Here is an 18230-nt window from a genome sequence, read left to right as displayed (position 1 = left end):
CGGCGGTCTGGATCGTCCGGAATCGGACGAGGACTGAGAAATGGGAATCCGCAAGTACAAGCCGACTACGCCGGGCCGTCGTGGCTCCTCCGTAGCCGACTTCGTCGAGATCACGCGGTCCACGCCGGAGAAGTCGCTGGTCCGCCCCCTGCACAGCAAGGGCGGCCGTAACAACACCGGTCGTGTGACCGTCCGCCACCAGGGCGGTGGCCACAAGCGCGCCTACCGTGTGATCGACTTCCGTCGTCACGACAAGGACGGCGTGCCGGCCAAGGTCGCTCACATCGAGTACGACCCCAACCGCACCGCGCGCATCGCGCTCCTCCACTACGTGGACGGCGAGAAGCGCTACATCATCGCCCCCAAGGGTCTGACCCAGGGCGACCGCGTCGAGAACGGCCCGGGCGCGGACATCAAGCCCGGCAACAACCTGGCGCTCCGCAACATCCCGGTCGGTACCACGATCCACGCGATCGAGCTCCGTCCCGGTGGCGGCGCCAAGTTCGCCCGCTCGGCCGGTGCCTCCGTGCAGCTGCTGGCGAAGGAGGGCACGATGGCCCACCTCCGCATGCCGTCCGGTGAGATCCGTCTCGTCGACGCCCGCTGCCGCGCCACCATCGGCGAGGTCGGCAACGCCGAGCAGTCGAACATCAACTGGGGCAAGGCCGGCCGCAAGCGCTGGCTGGGCGTTCGCCCGACCGTCCGCGGTGTGGCGATGAACCCGGTCGACCACCCGCACGGTGGTGGTGAGGGCAAGACCTCCGGTGGTCGCCACCCGGTCTCCCCGTGGGGTCAGAAGGAGGGTCGTACTCGTTCGCCGAAGAAGGCTTCGAACAAGTACATCGTCCGCCGCCGCAAGACGAACAAGAAGCGCTAGGAGCGGGTTTAGATGCCGCGCAGTCTCAAGAAGGGACCCTTCGTCGACGGCCACCTCGTCAAGAAGGTGGACGCCCAGAACGAAGCCGGTACCAAGAACGTCATCAAGACCTGGTCCCGTCGCTCGATGATCATCCCGGCCATGCTCGGCCACACGATCGCGGTGCACAACGGCAAGACCCACATTCCGGTGTTTGTCACCGAGTCGATGGTCGGCCACAAGCTCGGCGAGTTCTCGCCGACGCGCACCTTCCGGGGTCACGTGAAGGACGACCGGAAGTCGAAGCGCCGCTAACAGCGGGGTGGAATGACCATGACAGACACTGGAAGGACAACCATGGAAGCCAGGGCCCAGGCGCGGTACATCCGCGTCACGCCCATGAAGGCCCGCCGCGTGGTGGACCTTATCCGTGGCATGGACGCCACGGAGGCTCAGGCGGTCCTGCGTTTCGCCCCGCAGGCCGCGAGCGTGCCGGTTGGCAAGGTGCTGGACAGCGCCATCGCCAACGCCGCGCACAACTACGACCACACGGACGCCTCTTCGCTGTACATCAGCGAGGCGTTCGTCGATGAGGGCCCGACCCTGAAGCGGTTCCGTCCGCGTGCCCAGGGCCGTGCCTACCGGATCCGTAAGCGGACCAGCCACATCACCGTGGTCGTCAGCAGCAAGGAAGGAACCCGGTAATGGGCCAGAAGGTTAACCCGCATGGGTTCCGGCTCGGCATCACCACGGACTTCAAGTCCCGCTGGTACGCCGACAAGCTGTACAAGGACTACGTCAAGGAAGACGTCGCCATCCGTCGGATGATGACGTCCGGCATGGAGCGCGCCGGCATCTCGAAGGTCGAGATCGAGCGCACCCGTGACCGCGTGCGTGTGGACATCCACACCGCCCGTCCGGGCATCGTCATCGGCCGCCGTGGCGCCGAGGCCGACCGCATCCGCGGCGACCTCGAGAAGCTCACGGGCAAGCAGGTCCAGCTGAACATCCTCGAGGTCAAGAACCCCGAGATGGACGCCCAGCTGGTCGCCCAGGCCGTTGCCGAGCAGCTCTCCTCCCGCGTCTCCTTCCGTCGTGCCATGCGCAAGAGCATGCAGGGCACGATGAAGGCCGGCGCCAAGGGCATCAAGATCCAGTGCGGCGGTCGTCTCGGCGGCGCCGAGATGTCCCGCTCGGAGTTCTACCGCGAGGGCCGCGTGCCCCTGCACACGCTCCGCGCGAACGTCGACTACGGCTTCTTCGAGGCCAAGACCACCTTCGGCCGCATCGGCGTGAAGGTCTGGATCTACAAGGGCGACGTCAAGAACATCGCCGAGGTCCGCGCCGAGAACGCCGCTGCCCGTGCGGGTAACCGCCCGGCCCGTGGCGCCGGCGCCGGCGACCGCCCGGCCGGTCGTGGCCGCGGTGGCGAGCGTGGCGGCCGCGGCCGCAAGCCGCAGCAGTCGGCTCCGGCCGCCGAGGCCCCCAAGGCCGAGGCTGCCGCCGCTGCTCCGGCTGAGAGCACCGGAACGGAGGCCTGACCGACATGCTGATCCCCCGTAGGGTCAAGCACCGCAAGCAGCACCACCCGAAGCGCTCCGGCGCGAGCAAGGGTGGTACGCAGGTCGCGTTCGGCGAGTACGGCATTCAGGCCCTCACGCCGGCGTACGTGACCAACCGCCAGATCGAGGCGGCTCGTATCGCGATGACCCGCCACATCAAGCGTGGCGGCAAGGTCTGGATCAACATCTACCCGGACCGCCCGCTGACGAAGAAGCCCGCCGAGACCCGCATGGGTTCCGGTAAGGGTTCTCCGGAGTGGTGGATCGCGAACGTCAAGCCGGGTCGGGTGATGTTCGAACTGTCCTACCCGAACGAGAAGATCGCGCGCGAGGCCCTGACCCGTGCGGCCCACAAGCTGCCGATGAAGTGCAAGATCGTGAAGCGCGAAGCAGGTGAGCTGTGATGTCGGCCGGTACCAAGGCGTCCGAGCTGCGCGAGCTGGGCAACGAGGAGCTTCTCAACAAGCTCCGCGAGGCCAAGGAAGAGCTGTTCAACCTCCGCTTCCAGGCGGCGACCGGTCAGCTCGAGAACCACGGTCGGCTCAAGTCCGTCCGTAAGGACATCGCCCGGATCTACACCCTGATGCGCGAGCGTGAGCTGGGCATCGAGACGGTGGAGAACGCCTGATGAGCGAGAACAACGTGACTGAGAAGACCGAGCGCAACGCCCGCAAGGTCCGTGAGGGCCTCGTCGTCAGCGACAAGATGGACAAGACCGTCGTCGTCGCTGTCGAGGACCGCGTCAAGCACGCGCTGTACGGCAAGGTCATCCGCCGTACGAACAAGCTCAAGGCTCACGACGAGCAGAACGCTGCCGGCATCGGCGACCGCGTCCTCCTGATGGAGACCCGGAAGCTGTCCGCCACGAAGCACTGGCGCGTCGTCGAGATCCTCGAGAAGGCCAAGTAATCACTCGCGGGGTTTCCCGCGAGTCAGTTCCGCCAGGCTCGGCCGGGGCTTCCTCTGAAGCCCCGGCCGGGAACCGGCAGACAATCAGGAGATAGACGTGATCCAGCAGGAGTCGCGACTGCGTGTCGCCGACAACACTGGTGCCAAGGAGATCCTTTGCATCCGTGTTCTCGGTGGCTCGGGTCGCCGCTACGCGGGCATCGGTGACGTCATCGTCGCCACCGTCAAGGACGCGATCCCCGGTGGCAACGTGAAGAAGGGTGACGTCGTCAAGGCGGTCATCGTTCGCACCGTCAAGGAGCGCCGCCGCCAGGACGGCTCGTACATCCGCTTCGACGAGAACGCCGCTGTCATTCTCAAGAACGACGGCGACCCTCGTGGCACCCGTATCTTCGGCCCGGTCGGCCGTGAGCTGCGCGAGAAGAAGTTCATGAAGATCATCTCGCTCGCGCCGGAGGTGCTGTAAGCATGAAGATCAAGAAGGGCGACCTGGTCCAGGTCATCACCGGTAAGGACAAGGGCAAGCAGGGCAAGGTCATCACGGCCTTCCCCGCCGAGAACCGCGTCCTGGTCGAGGGTGTCAACCGGGTCAAGAAGCACACCAAGGCCGGTCCCTCGCAGGCCGGCGGCATCGTGACGACCGAGGCTCCGGTCCACGTCTCCAACGTCCAGCTGGTCGTGGAGAAGGACGGCAAGAAGGTCGTCACGCGTGTCGGTTACCGCTTCGACGACGAGGGCAACAAGATCCGCGTTGCCAAGCGGACGGGTGAGGACATCTGATGGCTACCACCACTCCGCGTCTCAAGACGAAGTACCGCGAGGAGATCGCGGGCAAGCTGCGTGACGAGTTCAAGTACGAGAACGTCATGCAGATCCCCGGCCTCGTGAAGATCGTGGTCAACATGGGTGTCGGCGACGCCGCCCGTGACTCGAAGCTCATGGACGGTGCCGTCCGTGACCTCACCACGATCACCGGCCAGAAGCCGGCGATCACCAAGGCTCGCAAGTCCATCGCGCAGTTCAAGCTGCGTGAGGGCCAGCCGATCGGTGCGCACGTCACCCTCCGTGGCGACCGCATGTGGGAGTTCCTGGACCGCACCCTGTCGCTCGCGCTCCCGCGCATCCGCGACTTCCGCGGCCTGTCCCCCAAGCAGTTCGACGGCCGTGGCAACTACACCTTCGGTCTCACGGAGCAGGTCATGTTCCACGAGATCGACCAGGACAAGATCGACCGTGTCCGGGGTATGGACATCACCGTGGTGACCACGGCGACCAACGACGACGAGGGCCGTGCCCTTCTGCGTCACCTCGGCTTCCCGTTCAAGGAGGCGTAAGCGAGATGGCGAAGAAGGCTCTCATCGCGAAGGCTGCCCGCAAGCCCAAGTTCGGCGTGCGTGGCTACACGCGCTGCCAGCGCTGTGGTCGTCCCCACTCCGTGTACCGCAAGTTCGGCCTGTGCCGCGTGTGCCTTCGTGAGATGGCTCACCGTGGCGAGCTGCCGGGCGTGACCAAGAGCTCCTGGTAGTCCCTTAGTTGGGATGACCGGAGTCTCTCGGTAAGCATTGGGTCGGCGGAGGCCCACCCCCGCATGCCTTAGGCTTGTGGGGTTGGGCGTCCGCCGCCCGTACGACTTACTACGCCGTAGGTCCCCGCGCCGCACCCGTCCCGCCCCTGTGTGGGGAGAGGGATGGCGCATACAGGAAACCCCGGCGAGAGAGGCCGAAGGCCAATTCATGACCATGACTGATCCGATCGCGGACATGCTGACTCGTCTGCGTAACGCGAACTCGGCATACCACGACTCCGTGACGATGCCGCACAGCAAGATCAAGTCTCACATCGCGGAAATCCTCCAGCAGGAGGGCTTCATCACGGGCTGGAAGGTCGAGGACGCCGAGGTCGGCAAGAACCTCGTGCTCGACCTCAAGTTCGGTCCGAACCGTGAGCGCTCCATCGCGGGCATCAAGCGGATCTCGAAGCCGGGCCTCCGGGTTTACGCAAAGTCCACCAACCTGCCGAAGGTCCTCGGCGGCCTGGGCGTGGCGATCATCTCCACGTCCCACGGTCTCCTGACCGGCCAGCAGGCGCAGAAGAAGGGCGTGGGTGGGGAAGTCCTCGCCTACGTCTGGTAGTCGGGAACGGAGGAATAGCTAATGTCGCGTATTGGCAAGCTCCCCATCACGGTTCCCGCCGGCGTGGACGTCACCATCGAGGGCCGCACGGTCACGGTCAAGGGTTCCAAGGGCACCCTGACCCACACCGTCGCCGCGCCGATCGAGATCGTTAAGGGCGAGGATGGCGTGCTCAACGTCAACCGTCCGAACGACGAGCGTCAGAACAAGGCCCTGCACGGCCTGTCCCGCACGCTGGTGGCCAACATGATCACCGGTGTGACCCAGGGGTACGTGAAGGCACTCGAGATCAGCGGTGTCGGTTACCGCGTGGCCGCGAAGGGCTCCGCTCTGGAGTTCCAGCTCGGCTACAGCCACCCGATCCTGGTCGAGGCGCCCGAGGGCATCTCGTTCAAGGTCGAGTCGCCGACCAAGTTCTCGGTCGAGGGCATCGACAAGCAGAAGGTCGGCGAGGTCGCCGCCAACATCCGCAAGCTTCGCAAGCCCGACCCCTACAAGGCCAAGGGCGTGAAGTACGCGGGCGAGGTCATCCGCCGCAAGGTCGGAAAGGCTGGTAAGTAAGCCATGGCATACGGTGTGAAGATCGCCAAGGGCGACGCCTACAAGGGCGCCGCCAAGAAGCGCCGCCACATCCGCATCCGCAAGAACGTGTCGGGTACGGCGGAGCGTCCGCGCCTCGTCGTGACGCGTTCCAACCGCGGTATCACCGCTCAGGTCATCGACGACCTCAAGGGCCACACCCTTGCGTCGGCGTCGACCCTGGACGCGTCGATCCGCGGCGGCGAGGGTGACAAGTCCGCGCAGGCCAAGCAGGTCGGCGCCCTGGTCGCCGAGCGCGCCAAGGCCGCCGGCGTCGAGGCTGTCGTGTTCGACCGTGGTGGCAACAGGTACGCCGGGCGCATTGCCGCTCTGGCTGACGCCGCCCGCGAAGCCGGGCTGAAGTTCTAAGCCCCGGTTCCGGGACTAACGGACGTAACAGAGAGAGGTAATCCAATGGCTGGACCCCAGCGCCGCGGCAGCGGTGCCGGTGGCGGCGAGCGGCGGGACCGGAAGGGTCGCGACGGTGGCGCTGCCGCCGAGAAGACCGCGTACGTTGAGCGCGTTGTCGCGATCAACCGCGTCGCCAAGGTTGTCAAGGGTGGTCGTCGCTTCAGCTTCACCGCGCTCGTCGTGGTGGGTGACGGTGACGGCACCGTAGGTGTCGGTTACGGCAAGGCCAAGGAAGTTCCCGCGGCCATCGCCAAGGGCGTCGAGGAAGCCAAGAAGAACTTCTTCAAGGTTCCCCGCATCCAGGGCACCATCCCGCACCCGATCCAGGGCGAGAAGGCGGCCGGCGTTGTCCTGCTGAAGCCTGCTTCCCCCGGTACCGGTGTTATCGCCGGTGGCCCGGTGCGCGCCGTCCTGGAGTGCGCCGGCGTTCACGACATCCTGTCGAAGTCGCTCGGCTCCGACAACGCGATCAACATCGTGCACGCGACCGTGGAGGCCCTGAAGGGCCTGCAGCGTCCCGAGGAGATCGCGGCTCGCCGTGGTCTGCCCCTCGAGGACGTCGCTCCCGCGGCTCTGCTCCGTGCGCGTGCTGGGGCGGGTGTGTAATGGCTCGCCTCAAGGTCACGCAGACGAAGTCGTACATCGGCAGCAAGCAGAACCACCGCGACACCCTCCGTTCCCTGGGCCTCAAGCGCCTGGGTGACGTGGTTGTCAAGGAGGACCGCCCCGAGTTCCGCGGCATGGTGCACACCGTCCGCCACCTCGTGACGGTCGAGGAGGTTGACTGACATGGCGGAGAACAACCCGCTGAAGGCCCACAACCTCCGTCCGGCCCCCGGCGCCAAGACCGCCAAGACCCGTGTCGGTCGTGGTGAGGCGTCGAAGGGTAAGACGGCCGGTCGTGGTACGAAGGGTACGAAGGCCCGTTACCAGGTTCCGGAGCGCTTCGAGGGTGGCCAGATGCCCCTCCACATGCGTCTTCCGAAGCTGAAGGGCTTCAAGAACCCCTTCCGCACCGAGTACCAGGTCGTGAACCTGGACAAGCTGGCCGCGCTCTACCCGCAGGGTGGCGAGGTCACGGTGGCCGATCTGGTCGCCAAGGGTGCCGTTCGCAAGAACCAGCTCGTCAAGGTCCTGGGCCAGGGCGAGGTCTCCGTGGCGCTGCAGGTGACGGTCGACGCCGTCTCCGGCTCCGCCAAGGAGAAGATCGCCGCCGCCGGCGGCACCGTCACCGAGCTCGTCTGAGCTTCGGTCGACAGCTGAAGAAGCCCGGCCGGTTCCCCCACGGGGGAGCCGGCCGGGCTTCTTTCGTGTGCCGAGGGGACCGGGCCGCGGCCGGCGCGGGTCCCCGGGCCCCGGGGCGGGCCCGGAGCGGGCGGCGGCGGTCGTCGTCCACGAGGACGTCGTCACGGACCGGCCGGCGGCCGGTGGAACCGTCTCCCCGGGCTCGGCCCGGCCGACGGCGCCCACGGTGCCCACGGCGCCCACCGCGGTCGCGACGGTGGACGACGTCCTCGCGGCCGTTCCCCCGGAAGTGGTAACGGTGGGTGTCCCGCCGTCACCCCCGGTCGACCCGGAACGGGCGTCCGACCGAGGTCGTGCGCCCGGGACCGGGAGGGCGGCTCCCGGCCGGGAGCGCCTCCCAAAAGGTGCATCCCCGGTTGGTCGTTCCTAGGGGGGCATGGTCGCCGGTAAGGTGGCGTGCACTGTCTAAACTCCGTGCGGTATGCCCGCACGGGATTGATGACCGATAACCAATCGTCGAACCTCAAGACCGTCACCCTTGACGCATAGCGCGGGGGTCGCAGGAGGCACCGTGCTCACCGCGTTCGCCCGGGCGTTCAAGACGCCCGACCTGCGCAAGAAGCTGCTCTTCACGCTCGGCATCATCGTGCTGTACCGCCTCGGGGCCCACATCCCGGTCCCCGGCGTCAGCTATGAGGCCGTCCAGCAGTGTGTCAAGCAGGCCAGCGAGGGCAACAACAGCCTGTTCGGCCTGGTCAACATGTTCAGTGGCGGAGCGCTGCTGCAGATCACCATCTTCGCGCTCGGCATCATGCCGTACATCACGGCGAGCATCATCCTGCAGCTGCTGACCGTCGTGATCCCGCGCCTCGAAGCCCTCAAGAAGGAGGGTCAGGCCGGTACTGCCAAGATCACGCAGTACACCCGGTACCTGACCGTGGCCCTCGCCATCCTCCAGGGCACCGGTCTCGTCGCGACCGCCAAGAGCGGTGCGCTCTTCAGCGGCTGCATCGTCGCCGACCAGGTCGTGCCCGACCAGTCGATCTTCACCATCGCCACGATGGTCATCACCATGACCGCGGGCACCGGTGTCGTCATGTGGCTCGGTGAGCTGATCACGGACCGCGGCATCGGCAACGGCATGTCGATCCTGATGTTCATCTCGATCGCGGCCGGCTTCCCGGGCGCCCTGTGGGCCATCAAGAAGAGCGGCAAGCTCGCCCAGGGCTGGATCGAGTTCGGCGTCGTCATCCTCATCGGCTTCGTGATGGTGGCCCTCGTGGTCTTCGTCGAGCAGGCCCAGCGACGCATCCCGGTCCAGTACGCGAAGCGCATGATCGGCCGCAGGTCGTACGGCGGTACGTCCACTTACATCCCTTTGAAGGTGAACCAGGCCGGTGTGATTCCTGTCATCTTCGCGTCGTCGCTGCTCTACATCCCGGCCTTGATCGCGCAGTTCTCGAACAGCACCGCGGGCTGGAAGACCTGGATCGAAGCCCACTTCGTCAAGGGTGACCACCCCTACTACATCGCCGCGTACTTCCTCCTGATCGTGTTCTTCGCCTTCTTCTACGTGGCGATCTCGTTCAACCCCGAGGAAGTTGCGGACAACATGAAGAAGTATGGTGGCTTCATCCCGGGTATCCGGGCTGGTCGACCTACTGCCGAGTACCTGAGCTACGTGCTCAACCGGATCACTTGGCCGGGCTCGCTGTACTTGGGTCTGATCGCTCTTGTGCCGACGATGGCGTTGGCAGGCTTCGGTGGGGCCAATTCCAACTTCCCCTTCGGCGGGACGAGCATCCTCATCATCGTGGGTGTGGGGCTGGAGACCGTGAAGCAGATCGAGAGCCAGCTCCAGCAGCGCAATTACGAAGGGTTCCTCCGCTGATGCGAATCGTCCTCGTCGGACCGCCCGGTGCGGGCAAGGGCACGCAGGCCGCGTACCTCGCCAAGAACCTGGGCATCCCGCACATCTCTACGGGCGACCTGTTCCGTGCCAACATCTCGCAGGGCACGCCGCTGGGCGTAGAGGCGCAGTCGTACATGAAGGCCGGCCAGCTCGTGCCGGACTCCGTGACGATCGGGATGGCCGAGGACCGCATGCGCCAGGCGGACGCCGAGGGCGGCTTCCTGCTCGACGGGTTCCCGCGGAACGTGGCCCAGGCCCAGGCTCTGGACGCGTTCCTCAAGGCCGACGGCATCGAGCTGGACGCGGTCCTGGACCTCGAGGTCCCCGAGGACGAGGTCGTGAAGCGGATCGCGGGTCGCCGCATCTGCCGCAAGGACTCCTCGCACGTGTTCCACGTGACGTACAACGCTCCGAAGACCGAGGGCGTCTGCGACGTCTGCGGCGGCGAGCTGTACCAGCGCGACGACGACACGGAGGAGACCGTCCGCAAGCGCCTGTCGGTCTACCACACGGAGACCGAGCCGATCATCGACTACTACCGGGCGCAGAACCTGGTCGAGACGATCTCGGCGCTCGGCAAGGTGGACGAGGTCACCGCCAAGGCGATGGCCGCGCTCAAGAAGTAACCCCTGGTTCGTTCGATACGGCCGCGGTGCCCCTCGGGGGCGTCGCGGCCGTATCGTTGTTCTGTTCCCCGTACTCGATGGAAAGGCCGCGGCCACGATGGTGCAGATCAAGACCCCCGAGCAGATCGCGAAGATGCGCGAGGCGGGGCTGGTCGTCGCCGCCATCCACGCGGCGACCCGCGAGGCGGCCGTGCCGGGCGCCACGACGAAGGACCTCGACGAGGTCGCGCGGAAGGTCATCGCCGACCACGGGGCGAAGTCGAACTTCCTCGGGTACGGCGGCTTCCCCGCGACGATCTGCACCTCGGTCAACGAGGTCGTCGTCCACGGCATCCCCGACGAGAAGACCGTCCTCAAGGACGGCGACATCATCTCGATCGACTGCGGCGCGATCGTGGACGGCTGGCACGGCGACGCGGCGTACACCGCCTTCGTCGGCACCGGTCACGCCCCGGAGCTGGTCGAGCTCTCCCGGGTGACCGAGGAGTCGATGTGGGCGGGCATCGCGGCGATGAAGCTCGGCAACCGGCTGGTGGACATCTCGAAGGCGATCGAGACGTACATCAAGCGGCAGCCGCGGCCGGCCGTGGGCGACCACAGCCTGGGCCGCTACGGCATCATCGAGGACTACGGCGGCCACGGCATCGGCACCGAGATGCACATGGACCCACACCTGCTGAACTACGTCTCCCGCAAGCGCGGCAAGGGCCCGAAGCTGGTCCCCGGCCTCTGCCTGGCGATCGAGCCGATGGTCTCCCTGGGCACCCCGCGCACGGAGGTCCTGGAGGACGACTGGACGGTCATCACGACCGACGGCACCTGGTCCTCCCACTGGGAGCACTCCATCGCCCTGACGGAGGAGGGCCCCCTGGTCCTCACGGCCGTGGACGGCGGCAAGGCGAAGCTGGCGGAGCTGGGCGTCACGGCGGCGCCGGACCCGCTGGCGTAGCGAGGGACCTGGCGGCCGGCCGCAGCCGAGTCCGCGAGGGATGCGTCAGGAATAGGGATCTTCTACGGTGGGCAGACTTCCCGATTCGTCTTTTCCTGGTGCCTGACGTAGACTGATGCGTCGGCTCTCGTGTACCCGTGTGCCTGCACACGGCGGCGAGAGTCGATCAAGGTAGCCGATTCGAAAGGCGAAGCGTGGCCAAGAAGCAAGGTGCCATCGAAATCGAGGGCACCGTGATCGAGTCCCTCCCGAACGCCATGTTCAAGGTGGAGCTCCAGAACGGTCACAAGGTCCTCGCGCACATCTCCGGCAAGATGCGGATGCACTACATCCGAATCCTCCCGGACGACCGGGTCGTCGTGGAGCTCTCTCCGTACGACCTGACGCGTGGCCGGATCGTCTACCGGTACAAGTAGATCTTGCCCGCACCCGCCTTCCGCGCGGGTGGTGGCACTGACCCGGAGAACCTCACATCCCATGAAGGTCAAGCCGAGCGTCAAGAAGATCTGCGACAAGTGCAAGGTGATCCGCCGTCACGGCCGGGTCATGGTCATCTGCGACAACCTGCGCCACAAGCAGCGCCAGGGCTGACGCACGCCGACCGACCTGCAACTTCGCAGTTCTTCGCGCGACGCATAGCAACACGTACATACGCAGAGCCCGTCGGGCCGTTCTCGAACGGTTGACGGCACCTCCGGCGGGGGCCGGGGACCCGACCTGTACCTCATACGGCAGCCGGGAACGGTTCTGCAGCAGACCCCCGAGAACACAGGAGCCATTGAATGGCACGCGTTTCCGGTGTTGACATCCCGCGCGAAAAGCGTGTGGTGGTCGCACTCACCTACGTCTTCGGCATCGGGCGTACCCGGTCCGAGGAGATTCTCGCCGCGACCGGCGTGAACCCGTCCACCCGTGTCCGCGACCTCGCCGAGGAAGACCTCGTCAAGATCCGCGAGTACGTGGACGCCAACCTCCAGACCGAGGGTGACCTCCGCCGCGAGATCGCCGCCGACATCCGCCGCAAGGTCGAGATCGGCTGCTACCAGGGCCTGCGTCACCGTCGTGGCCTGCCCGTCCGCGGTCAGCGCACCAGCACGAACGCCCGTACCCGCAAGGGCCCGCGTCGCGCCATCGCCGGCAAGAAGAAGCCGGGCAAGAAGTAGTCCTCAGCGGACGCTTGACCAAGCGGTCTTCGCTGTAGGACCGACCACCTCCCGTAGGAGTAAGAGATGCCCCCCAAGGGTCGTCAGGGCGCTGCCAAGAAGGTGCGCCGCAAGGAAAAGAAGAACGTCGCTCACGGCCACGCGCACATCAAGAGCACGTTCAACAACACGATCGTCTCGATCACGGACCCGTCCGGCAACGTGATCTCCTGGGCCTCCGCCGGCCACGTCGGCTTCAAGGGCTCGCGCAAGTCCACCCCCTTCGCCGCGCAGATGGCCGCCGAGTCGGCCGCCCGCCGCGCGCAGGAGCACGGCATGCGCAAGGTCGACGTCTTCGTCAAGGGTCCCGGCTCCGGCCGTGAGACCGCGATCCGCTCCCTCCAGGCCACGGGCCTCGAGGTCGGTTCGATCCAGGACGTCACCCCCACGCCGCACAACGGCTGCCGTCCCCCCAAGCGCCGCCGCGTCTGACGCTTTCGGCTGCTTGACCTGGGCTTTCGGGCGGTGCGCCCCTCTTTTGGGGCGTACCGCCCGTACCCTTGTAGTACCTGTCGGGCGTCAAATAGTGGGCGTCCACGACTGAAGGAAACACAGACATGCTTATCGCTCAGCGTCCGTCGCTGACCGAAGAGGTCGTCGACGAGTTCCGCTCCCGGTTCGTCATCGAGCCGCTGGAGCCGGGCTTCGGCTACACCCTCGGCAACTCCCTCCGCCGTACCCTCCTCTCCTCGATCCCGGGTGCCGCTGTCACCAGCATCCGCATCGACGGCGTCCTGCACGAGTTCACCACCGTGCCGGGCGTCAAGGAGGACGTCACCGACCTCATCCTGAACATCAAGCAGCTGGTCGTCTCCTCGGAGCACGACGAGCCGGTCGTGATGTACCTGCGCAAGCAGGGCCCGGGTCTGGTCACCGCCGCCGACATCGCGCCCCCGGCCGGTGTCGAGGTGCACAACCCCGACCTCGTTCTGGCGACCCTGAACGCCAAGGGCAAGCTGGAGATGGAGCTGACCGTCGAGCGCGGTCGCGGCTACGTCTCCGCCGTCCAGAACAAGCAGGTCGGCCAGGAGATCGGCCGCATCCCGGTCGACTCGATCTACTCGCCGGTCCTCAAGGTCACCTACAAGGTCGAGGCGACCCGAGTCGAGCAGCGCACCGACTTCGACAAGCTCATCGTCGACGTCGAGACCAAGCAGGCCATGCGCCCGCGTGACGCCATGGCGTCCGCCGGCAAGACCCTGGTCGAGCTGTTCGGTCTGGCGCGCGAGCTCAACATCGACGCCGAGGGCATCGACATGGGCCCGTCCCCGACGGACGCCGCCCTCGCCGCCGACCTGGCGCTGCCGATCGAGGAGCTCGAGCTCACCGTTCGTTCGTACAACTGCCTCAAGCGTGAGGGCATCCACTCCGTGGGTGAGCTCGTCGCCCGCTCCGAGGCCGACCTGCTCGACATCCGCAACTTCGGTGCGAAGTCGATCGACGAGGTCAAGGCGAAGCTGGCCGGTATGGGCCTCGCGCTGAAGGACTCGCCGCCCGGATTCGACCCGACCGCCGCGGCGGACGCCTTCGGCGCCGACGACGACGCGGACGCGGGCTTCGTGGAGACCGAGCAGTACTAAGAGCTCGGGCCTGACGGTCCGTACTCGGGCGCGGGTGCGCCGTGCCTCGTCGCACAGTTCCCCGCGCCCCTCCGGGAGCGCCCCTTCGGGGCTGCTCCCGGATCTCCGACGGGTATCCGCCCGCTCGGACACTGACATCGGTACCTCATACGGCCGGTGCAGATCACAAGGAGAAACACCATGCCGCGTCCCGCGAAGGGTGCCCGCCTCGGCGGTTCCGCCGCGCACGAGAAGCTGCTCCTCGCCAACCTGGCGAAGTCGCTCTTCGAGCACGGCCGCATCACCACGACCGAGGCCAAGGCCCGTCGCCTGCGTCCGGTCGCCGAGCGCCTGATCACCAAGGCGAAGAAGGGCGACATCCACAACCGTCGCCTGGTGCTGCAGTCGATCACGGACAAGGGCGTCGTCCACACGCTCTTCACCGAGATCGCCCCGCGCTACTCGGAGCGCCCGGGTGGCTACACCCGCATCACCAAGATCGGCAACCGTCGTGGCGACAACGCCCCGATGGCCGTGATCGAGCTGGTCGAGGGCGAGATCGCCAAGAAGGCGACCGTCGCCGAGGCCGAGGCCGCCACCAAGCGCGCCGTCAAGGAGGCCGACGAGGCCGCCGCCGTCGAGGCGACCGAGGACGAGGCGAAGGACGCGTAAGCGTTCCGCCGACGTTTCTCGTGAGCGGGCCCGTACCCCCTGGGGTGCGGGCCCGTTCCCGTGTGTTTGAGAGGATCTCCGCGTGAGCGATGACGTGCAGGACGGTTTCGTACGGGTTCGGCTGGACCTCTCGTACGACGGCAAGGACTTCTCCGGCTGGGCCAAGCAGGCCCAGGGACAGCGGACCGTGCAGGGAGAGATCGAGGACGCCCTGCGGACCGTCACCCGGTCCAAGGAGACGTACGAGCTGACCGTCGCCGGCCGGACCGACGCCGGCGTGCACGCGCGCGGCCAGGTCGCCCACGTCGACCTGCCCGCGGAGGTGTGGGAGGAGCACCGCGACAAGCTGCTCCGGCGGCTCGCCGGGCGGCTCTCCCACGACGTGCGGGTGTGGTCCCTCGCCGAGGCCCCCGCGGGCTTCAACGCCCGGTTCTCCGCCGTCTGGCGCCGCTACGCCTACCGCGTCACCGACAACCCCGGCGGCGTGGACCCGCTGCTCCGCGGACACGTGCTGTGGCACGACTGGACCCTCGACATGGACGCCATGAACGAGGCCGCCACCGCGCTCGTCGGCGAGCACGACTTCGCCGCGTACTGCAAGAAGCGCGAGGGCGCCACCACCATCCGCACGCTCCAGGTGCTGCGCTGGGAGCGGCGCGAGGACGGGATCCTGGAGGCGACCGTCAAGGCGGACGCCTTCTGCCACAACATGGTCCGCTCGCTCGTCGGCGCCCTGCTCTTCGTCGGCGACGGCCACCGGCCGGTCGACTGGCCCGGCAAGGTGCTCGCCGCCGGCGTCCGTGACTCGGCCGTGCACGTCGTGCGGCCGCACGGCCTCACCCTCGAAGAGGTCGGCTACCCGGAGGACGCGCTGCTCGCCGCCCGTAGCCGGGAGGCCCGCAACAAGCGGTCACTCCCCGGGAGCGCCGGCTGCTGCTGAGGCCTGGGCGCGGCCCCGGGCGTAGATCTGGTTGAAGGCGAAGGTGCCGAGGTCGTCGCTGGCCTGGAAGACGGGCCTGTCGGCCTTGGTGACCTTCTTGCCGCTGGTGAAGCCGCCCTGGGTGAAGTACGCGTACCGGCCGATCGCGTTGGAGCGGCGCAGGCAGACCGTGGCGTGGCAGAAGTCACCCACGCCCGCGCCCGTGAGGGGGGCGACGCCGCCGGTGGCCTGGTCCTTCGCCTTCTGGGCCGCCGCCTCGGACGGGAAGACGGCGACGCCGACGGTGATGGCCACGCCGTCCTTCACATAGGTCGCGCGCAGCACCCGCTGGCAGCCGTTCCGCTTCAGGACGCCGCCGAGGCCGCCCTGGGTGACGGCCGCGCAGTTCGCCGTCGCCGAGGTCGCGCCCTTCTTGTACGCGCGGCCGTTCATGCTCATCTTCTTGCCCGGGAAGAGGCCCTCGGCGGTGAGCGGGGCCTTGTCCTTCTTCGGGTCCGAGATGTAGTCCTTCGGGTTCGGCGGGGGCGGCGGCGCCACCGACGAGAAGGTCGGCTCGGGCGTCGGCGTGCCGGTGGAGGAGACCGTGCCGGTGGGGACCGGGCCGTTCTTGGCCTCGTCGTTCTTCTTGTTGGTGCTCACGATGGCGGTCGCCACGATCGCGCCCACGGCCACCGTGGCGAGGACCCCGCCGGCGATCATCAGGAGGCGCTTGCGGCGGCCGCGCGAGGCCGAGGCGTCGGCCAGGGCGCTCCAGTCGGGCGTCTCACCGCTGCCCTGCGCGCCCGGGAACGGGTTCGGCCGCGCCGGCTGCTGAGGGTGCGGGTACCCGTACCCACCGCCCTGCTGCTGGGGCTGCGGGTAGCCGTACCCGTTGCCGGCCCCCTGCTGCTGTCCCTGCCCCTGCTGTCCGTACCCGGGCTGCTGTCCGTACCCCTGCTGCCCCTGCTGCTGCGGCTCCTGCGGCCACTGCGGTCCCCCAAAGCTCATGCCGCGCATCCTAAACCGGTTGGGCGGGGCCCCAGCGGGCGGTGACAATGCATCCCATGGGACATGTCGAGGCCGCGCATCTGGAGTACTACCTTCCCGACGGGAGGGTCCTGCTCGGGGACGCCTCCTTCCGGGTCGGGGAGGGCGCCGTGGTCGCCCTCGTCGGGGCCAACGGCGCCGGAAAGACCACACTGCTCCGCATGATCGCCGGGGAGCTCCAGCCGCACGGCGGCACCGTCACGGTCAGCGGCGGCCTCGGTGTGATGCCGCAGTTCGTCGGTTCCGTACGGGACGAGTCCACCGTCCGCGACCTGCTGGTCTCGGTGGCCCAGCCCCGGATCCGGGAGGCGGCGAAGGCGGTCGACGAGGCCGAGCACCTGATCATGACGGTCGACGACGAGGCCGCGCAGATGAAGTACGCGCAGGCCCTCAGCGACTGGGCCGAGGTGCAGGGCTACGAGGCCGAGACCCTCTGGGACATCTGCACCATGGCCGCGCTCGGCGTCCCGTACGAGAAGGCGCAGTTCCGGGAGGTCCGGACGCTCTCCGGCGGCGAGCAGAAGCGGCTGGTCCTGGAGTCGCTGCTGCGGGGGCCCGACGAGGTGCTGCTCCTCGACGAGCCGGACAACTACCTCGACGTGCCGGGCAAGCGGTGGCTGGAGGAGCGGCTGCGGGAGACCCGCAAGACCGTGCTCTTCATCTCCCACGACCGGGAGCTGCTCTCCCGGGGCGCCCAGAAGATCATCGCGGTGGAGCCGGGCCCGGCCGGTTCGGACGTCTGGGTGCACGGCGGCGGCTTCGACACCTTCCACGAGGCCCGGCGGGAACGGTTCGCCCGCTTCGAGGAGCTGAAGCGGCGCTGGGACGAGAAGCACGCGCAGCTGAAGAAGCTGGTGGTCAACCTGCGGCAGGCGGCCGCGGTCAGCCACGAGATGGCCTCCCGGTACGCGGCGGCGCAGACCCGGCTGAAGAAGTTCGAGGAGGCGGGCCCGCCGCCGGAGCCGCCGCGCGAGCAGGACATCCGGATGCGGCTGCGCGGCGGACGGACCGGGGTGCGGGCCGTGACCTGCGAGAACCTTGAGCTGACCGGTCTGATGAAGCCCTTCTCGCTGGAGATCTTCTACGGGGAGCGGGTCGCGGTCCTCGGCTCGAACGGCTCCGGGAAGTCGCACTTCCTGCGGCTGCTCGCGGGGGATCCGACGGTGGCCCACACGGGGACGTGGAAGCTCGGCGCGCGGGTCGTGCCGGGGCACTTCGCGCAGACCCACGCGCACCCGGAGCTGGCCGGACGGCCGCTCGTCGACATCCTGTGGACCGAGCACGCCAAGGACCGCGGCGCGGCGATGTCGGTGCTGCGGCGGTACGAGCTGGAGCGGCAGGGGGACCAGCCGTTCGACAAGCTGTCGGGCGGGCAGCAGGCCCGCTTCCAGATCCTGCTCCTGGAGCTGGCGGGCACGACGGCGCTGCTGCTCGACGAGCCCACGGACAACCTGGACCTGGAGTCCGCCGAGGCGCTCCAGGAGGGCCTGGAGTCGTACGACGGGACCGTGATGGCCGTCACGCACGACCGCTGGTTCGCGAAGAGCTTCGACCGGTTCCTGGTCTTCGGTTCCGACGGCGTCGTACGGGAGACGGCGGAGCCGGTGTGGGACGAACGGCGGGTCGAGCGGGCGCGGTGACCTCGGGCGG

General features: G+C 67.7%; 29 protein-coding genes. 28 read left to right on the top strand and 1 reads right to left on the bottom strand.

Annotated elements, in window-relative coordinates; translation table 11 throughout:
• The first annotated feature begins 40 nt into the window (after positions 1-40).
• From rplB to truA, 27 genes are all read left to right on the top strand, one after another.
• Positions 41-877, top strand: a complete 837-nt coding sequence (gene rplB, locus ACFYUZ_RS08625) for a 50S ribosomal protein L2 (RefSeq protein ID WP_030208986.1) — start codon at positions 41-43, stop codon at positions 875-877.
• A gap of 12 nt (positions 878-889) precedes the next feature.
• Positions 890-1171, top strand: a complete 282-nt coding sequence (gene rpsS / locus ACFYUZ_RS08620) for a 30S ribosomal protein S19 (protein WP_015035577.1) — start codon at positions 890-892, stop codon at positions 1169-1171.
• A gap of 42 nt (positions 1172-1213) precedes the next feature.
• Positions 1214-1561, top strand: a complete 348-nt coding sequence (gene rplV / locus ACFYUZ_RS08615) for a 50S ribosomal protein L22 (RefSeq protein ID WP_031012097.1) — start codon at positions 1214-1216, stop codon at positions 1559-1561.
• On the top strand, positions 1561-2397 hold the full coding sequence (rpsC, locus tag ACFYUZ_RS08610) for a 30S ribosomal protein S3 (protein ID WP_123454677.1): 837 nt from the start codon (positions 1561-1563) through the stop codon (positions 2395-2397). The genes rplV and rpsC overlap by 1 nt, the downstream gene beginning before the upstream one ends.
• Before the next feature lie 5 nt (positions 2398-2402).
• Positions 2403-2822, top strand: a complete 420-nt coding sequence (rplP, locus tag ACFYUZ_RS08605) for a 50S ribosomal protein L16 (RefSeq protein WP_017239579.1) — start codon at positions 2403-2405, stop codon at positions 2820-2822.
• Positions 2822-3046 carry a 50S ribosomal protein L29 gene (gene rpmC, locus ACFYUZ_RS08600; RefSeq protein WP_017239580.1) on the top strand — a complete coding sequence of 75 codons (225 nt, stop codon included), beginning with the start codon at positions 2822-2824 and terminating at the stop codon, positions 3044-3046. Before rplP ends, rpmC begins: the two co-directional genes overlap by 1 nt.
• Positions 3046-3327, top strand: a complete 282-nt coding sequence (rpsQ, locus tag ACFYUZ_RS08595; RefSeq protein ID WP_123454679.1) for a 30S ribosomal protein S17 — start codon at positions 3046-3048, stop codon at positions 3325-3327. Before rpmC ends, rpsQ begins: the two co-directional genes overlap by 1 nt.
• A 97-nt stretch (positions 3328-3424) precedes the next feature.
• Positions 3425-3793: a 50S ribosomal protein L14 gene (gene rplN, locus ACFYUZ_RS08590; RefSeq protein ID WP_003956455.1), complete on the top strand. Its 369-nt coding sequence runs from the start codon at positions 3425-3427 to the stop codon at positions 3791-3793.
• A 2-nt stretch (positions 3794-3795) separates the two neighbouring features.
• Entirely contained in the window at positions 3796-4107 is a 312-nt protein-coding gene (rplX, locus tag ACFYUZ_RS08585) for a 50S ribosomal protein L24 (RefSeq protein ID WP_041130777.1), read from the top strand.
• Positions 4104-4661: a 50S ribosomal protein L5 gene (rplE, locus tag ACFYUZ_RS08580; protein WP_351657769.1), complete on the top strand. Its 558-nt coding sequence runs from the start codon at positions 4104-4106 to the stop codon at positions 4659-4661. The genes rplX and rplE overlap by 4 nt, the downstream gene beginning before the upstream one ends.
• A gap of 5 nt (positions 4662-4666) precedes the next feature.
• On the top strand, positions 4667-4852 hold the full coding sequence (locus ACFYUZ_RS08575) for a type Z 30S ribosomal protein S14 (RefSeq protein ID WP_003948630.1): 186 nt from the start codon (positions 4667-4669) through the stop codon (positions 4850-4852).
• Positions 4853-5060: 208 nt separating this feature from the next.
• Positions 5061-5459, top strand: coding sequence for a 30S ribosomal protein S8 (rpsH, locus tag ACFYUZ_RS08570; protein WP_041130779.1), 399 nt, complete (start codon positions 5061-5063; stop codon positions 5457-5459).
• A 21-nt stretch (positions 5460-5480) separates the two neighbouring features.
• Positions 5481-6020, top strand: a complete 540-nt coding sequence (gene rplF, locus ACFYUZ_RS08565) for a 50S ribosomal protein L6 (protein ID WP_086827576.1) — start codon at positions 5481-5483, stop codon at positions 6018-6020.
• 3 nt (positions 6021-6023) lie between these two features.
• A complete protein-coding gene (gene rplR / locus ACFYUZ_RS08560) occupies positions 6024-6407 on the top strand; it encodes a 50S ribosomal protein L18 (RefSeq protein WP_030687809.1) in 384 nt (127 codons plus the stop codon).
• A 45-nt stretch (positions 6408-6452) separates the two neighbouring features.
• On the top strand, positions 6453-7055 hold the full coding sequence (gene rpsE, locus ACFYUZ_RS08555) for a 30S ribosomal protein S5 (RefSeq protein ID WP_007265914.1): 603 nt from the start codon (positions 6453-6455) through the stop codon (positions 7053-7055).
• The gene (gene rpmD / locus ACFYUZ_RS08550) at positions 7055-7237 is read left to right on the top strand and encodes a 50S ribosomal protein L30 (protein ID WP_041130781.1); all 183 of its coding nucleotides are present in this window, start codon (positions 7055-7057) and stop codon (positions 7235-7237) included. Before rpsE ends, rpmD begins: the two co-directional genes overlap by 1 nt.
• Before the next feature lies 1 nt (position 7238).
• Positions 7239-7694, top strand: coding sequence for a 50S ribosomal protein L15 (rplO, locus tag ACFYUZ_RS08545; protein WP_030209011.1), 456 nt, complete (start codon positions 7239-7241; stop codon positions 7692-7694).
• 571 nt (positions 7695-8265) lie between these two features.
• On the top strand, positions 8266-9585 hold the full coding sequence (gene secY / locus ACFYUZ_RS08540; RefSeq protein WP_123454685.1) for a preprotein translocase subunit SecY: 1320 nt from the start codon (positions 8266-8268) through the stop codon (positions 9583-9585).
• Positions 9585-10232 (top strand): adenylate kinase, encoded by a 648-nt coding sequence (locus tag ACFYUZ_RS08535; protein WP_190157449.1) that lies wholly within the window; start codon positions 9585-9587, stop codon positions 10230-10232. Before secY ends, ACFYUZ_RS08535 begins: the two co-directional genes overlap by 1 nt.
• Positions 10233-10329: 97 nt before the next feature.
• On the top strand, positions 10330-11181 hold the full coding sequence (gene map / locus ACFYUZ_RS08530; protein ID WP_030687801.1) for a type I methionyl aminopeptidase: 852 nt from the start codon (positions 10330-10332) through the stop codon (positions 11179-11181).
• Between the two features lie 194 nt (positions 11182-11375).
• Positions 11376-11597 carry a translation initiation factor IF-1 gene (gene infA / locus ACFYUZ_RS08525; RefSeq protein WP_003956442.1) on the top strand — a complete coding sequence of 74 codons (222 nt, stop codon included), beginning with the start codon at positions 11376-11378 and terminating at the stop codon, positions 11595-11597.
• A 61-nt stretch (positions 11598-11658) separates the two neighbouring features.
• Positions 11659-11772 carry a 50S ribosomal protein L36 gene (gene rpmJ / locus ACFYUZ_RS08520; RefSeq protein ID WP_003956441.1) on the top strand — a complete coding sequence of 38 codons (114 nt, stop codon included), beginning with the start codon at positions 11659-11661 and terminating at the stop codon, positions 11770-11772.
• A 191-nt stretch (positions 11773-11963) separates the two neighbouring features.
• Positions 11964-12344 carry a 30S ribosomal protein S13 gene (gene rpsM, locus ACFYUZ_RS08515; RefSeq protein WP_015035595.1) on the top strand — a complete coding sequence of 127 codons (381 nt, stop codon included), beginning with the start codon at positions 11964-11966 and terminating at the stop codon, positions 12342-12344.
• 66 nt (positions 12345-12410) lie between these two features.
• Positions 12411-12815, top strand: coding sequence for a 30S ribosomal protein S11 (gene rpsK, locus ACFYUZ_RS08510; RefSeq protein ID WP_003956432.1), 405 nt, complete (start codon positions 12411-12413; stop codon positions 12813-12815).
• Between the two features lie 125 nt (positions 12816-12940).
• Positions 12941-13963 (top strand): DNA-directed RNA polymerase subunit alpha, encoded by a 1023-nt coding sequence (locus tag ACFYUZ_RS08505; RefSeq protein ID WP_004946635.1) that lies wholly within the window; start codon positions 12941-12943, stop codon positions 13961-13963.
• Between the two features lie 180 nt (positions 13964-14143).
• A complete protein-coding gene (gene rplQ, locus ACFYUZ_RS08500; protein WP_123454693.1) occupies positions 14144-14614 on the top strand; it encodes a 50S ribosomal protein L17 in 471 nt (156 codons plus the stop codon).
• A gap of 82 nt (positions 14615-14696) precedes the next feature.
• Positions 14697-15554, top strand: coding sequence for a tRNA pseudouridine(38-40) synthase TruA (gene truA, locus ACFYUZ_RS08495; protein ID WP_389307143.1), 858 nt, complete (start codon positions 14697-14699; stop codon positions 15552-15554).
• Here the strand turns inward: truA and ACFYUZ_RS08490 are convergent.
• Positions 15525-16541, bottom strand: coding sequence for a hypothetical protein (locus ACFYUZ_RS08490; protein ID WP_389307141.1), 1017 nt, complete (start codon positions 16539-16541; stop codon positions 15525-15527). The genes truA and ACFYUZ_RS08490 overlap by 30 nt on opposite strands.
• A gap of 56 nt (positions 16542-16597) precedes the next feature.
• On the opposite strand from ACFYUZ_RS08490, the gene ACFYUZ_RS08485 reads away from it, so the two are divergent.
• Entirely contained in the window at positions 16598-18220 is a 1623-nt protein-coding gene (locus tag ACFYUZ_RS08485) for an ABC-F family ATP-binding cassette domain-containing protein (protein ID WP_389307139.1), read from the top strand.
• Positions 18221-18230 lie beyond the last annotated feature (10 nt).

It is taken from the genome of Streptomyces sp. NPDC004266, from assembly GCF_042874095.1.
Classification (GTDB): domain Bacteria; phylum Actinomycetota; class Actinomycetes; order Streptomycetales; family Streptomycetaceae; genus Streptomyces.
Note: the sequence above shows the minus strand (reverse complement) of the source record. Positions and strands in the feature narration are given on the sequence as shown.

Excerpts from the sequence above, each read along its gene's own strand:
- rpmC (WP_017239580.1), top strand. The coding sequence starts at position 2,822 with ATGTCGGCCGGTACCAAGGCGTCCGAGCTGCGCGAGCTGGGCAACGAG.
- rplB (WP_030208986.1), top strand. The coding sequence starts at position 41 with ATGGGAATCCGCAAGTACAAGCCGACTACGCCGGGCCGTCGTGGCTCC.
- rpsH (WP_041130779.1), top strand. The coding sequence starts at position 5,061 with ATGACCATGACTGATCCGATCGCGGACATGCTGACTCGTCTGCGTAAC.
- rpmJ (WP_003956441.1), top strand. The coding sequence starts at position 11,659 with ATGAAGGTCAAGCCGAGCGTCAAGAAGATCTGCGACAAGTGCAAGGTG.
- rpsS (WP_015035577.1), top strand. The coding sequence starts at position 890 with ATGCCGCGCAGTCTCAAGAAGGGACCCTTCGTCGACGGCCACCTCGTC.
- rplX (WP_041130777.1), top strand. The coding sequence starts at position 3,796 with ATGAAGATCAAGAAGGGCGACCTGGTCCAGGTCATCACCGGTAAGGAC.
- rpsC (WP_123454677.1), top strand. The coding sequence starts at position 1,561 with ATGGGCCAGAAGGTTAACCCGCATGGGTTCCGGCTCGGCATCACCACG.
- rplO (WP_030209011.1), top strand. The coding sequence starts at position 7,239 with ATGGCGGAGAACAACCCGCTGAAGGCCCACAACCTCCGTCCGGCCCCC.
- rplP (WP_017239579.1), top strand. The coding sequence starts at position 2,403 with ATGCTGATCCCCCGTAGGGTCAAGCACCGCAAGCAGCACCACCCGAAG.
- ACFYUZ_RS08485 (WP_389307139.1), top strand. The coding sequence starts at position 16,598 with ATGGGACATGTCGAGGCCGCGCATCTGGAGTACTACCTTCCCGACGGG.
- rplR (WP_030687809.1), top strand. The coding sequence starts at position 6,024 with ATGGCATACGGTGTGAAGATCGCCAAGGGCGACGCCTACAAGGGCGCC.
- rplF (WP_086827576.1), top strand. The coding sequence starts at position 5,481 with ATGTCGCGTATTGGCAAGCTCCCCATCACGGTTCCCGCCGGCGTGGAC.
- ACFYUZ_RS08490 (WP_389307141.1), bottom strand. The coding sequence starts at position 16,541 with ATGAGCTTTGGGGGACCGCAGTGGCCGCAGGAGCCGCAGCAGCAGGGG.
- ACFYUZ_RS08535 (WP_190157449.1), top strand. The coding sequence starts at position 9,585 with ATGCGAATCGTCCTCGTCGGACCGCCCGGTGCGGGCAAGGGCACGCAG.
- rpmD (WP_041130781.1), top strand. The coding sequence starts at position 7,055 with ATGGCTCGCCTCAAGGTCACGCAGACGAAGTCGTACATCGGCAGCAAG.
- map (WP_030687801.1), top strand. The coding sequence starts at position 10,330 with ATGGTGCAGATCAAGACCCCCGAGCAGATCGCGAAGATGCGCGAGGCG.
- rplV (WP_031012097.1), top strand. The coding sequence starts at position 1,214 with ATGGAAGCCAGGGCCCAGGCGCGGTACATCCGCGTCACGCCCATGAAG.
- ACFYUZ_RS08505 (WP_004946635.1), top strand. The coding sequence starts at position 12,941 with ATGCTTATCGCTCAGCGTCCGTCGCTGACCGAAGAGGTCGTCGACGAG.
- rpsE (WP_007265914.1), top strand. The coding sequence starts at position 6,453 with ATGGCTGGACCCCAGCGCCGCGGCAGCGGTGCCGGTGGCGGCGAGCGG.
- rpsM (WP_015035595.1), top strand. The coding sequence starts at position 11,964 with ATGGCACGCGTTTCCGGTGTTGACATCCCGCGCGAAAAGCGTGTGGTG.
- rpsQ (WP_123454679.1), top strand. The coding sequence starts at position 3,046 with ATGAGCGAGAACAACGTGACTGAGAAGACCGAGCGCAACGCCCGCAAG.
- rplQ (WP_123454693.1), top strand. The coding sequence starts at position 14,144 with ATGCCGCGTCCCGCGAAGGGTGCCCGCCTCGGCGGTTCCGCCGCGCAC.
- ACFYUZ_RS08575 (WP_003948630.1), top strand. The coding sequence starts at position 4,667 with ATGGCGAAGAAGGCTCTCATCGCGAAGGCTGCCCGCAAGCCCAAGTTC.
- rpsK (WP_003956432.1), top strand. The coding sequence starts at position 12,411 with ATGCCCCCCAAGGGTCGTCAGGGCGCTGCCAAGAAGGTGCGCCGCAAG.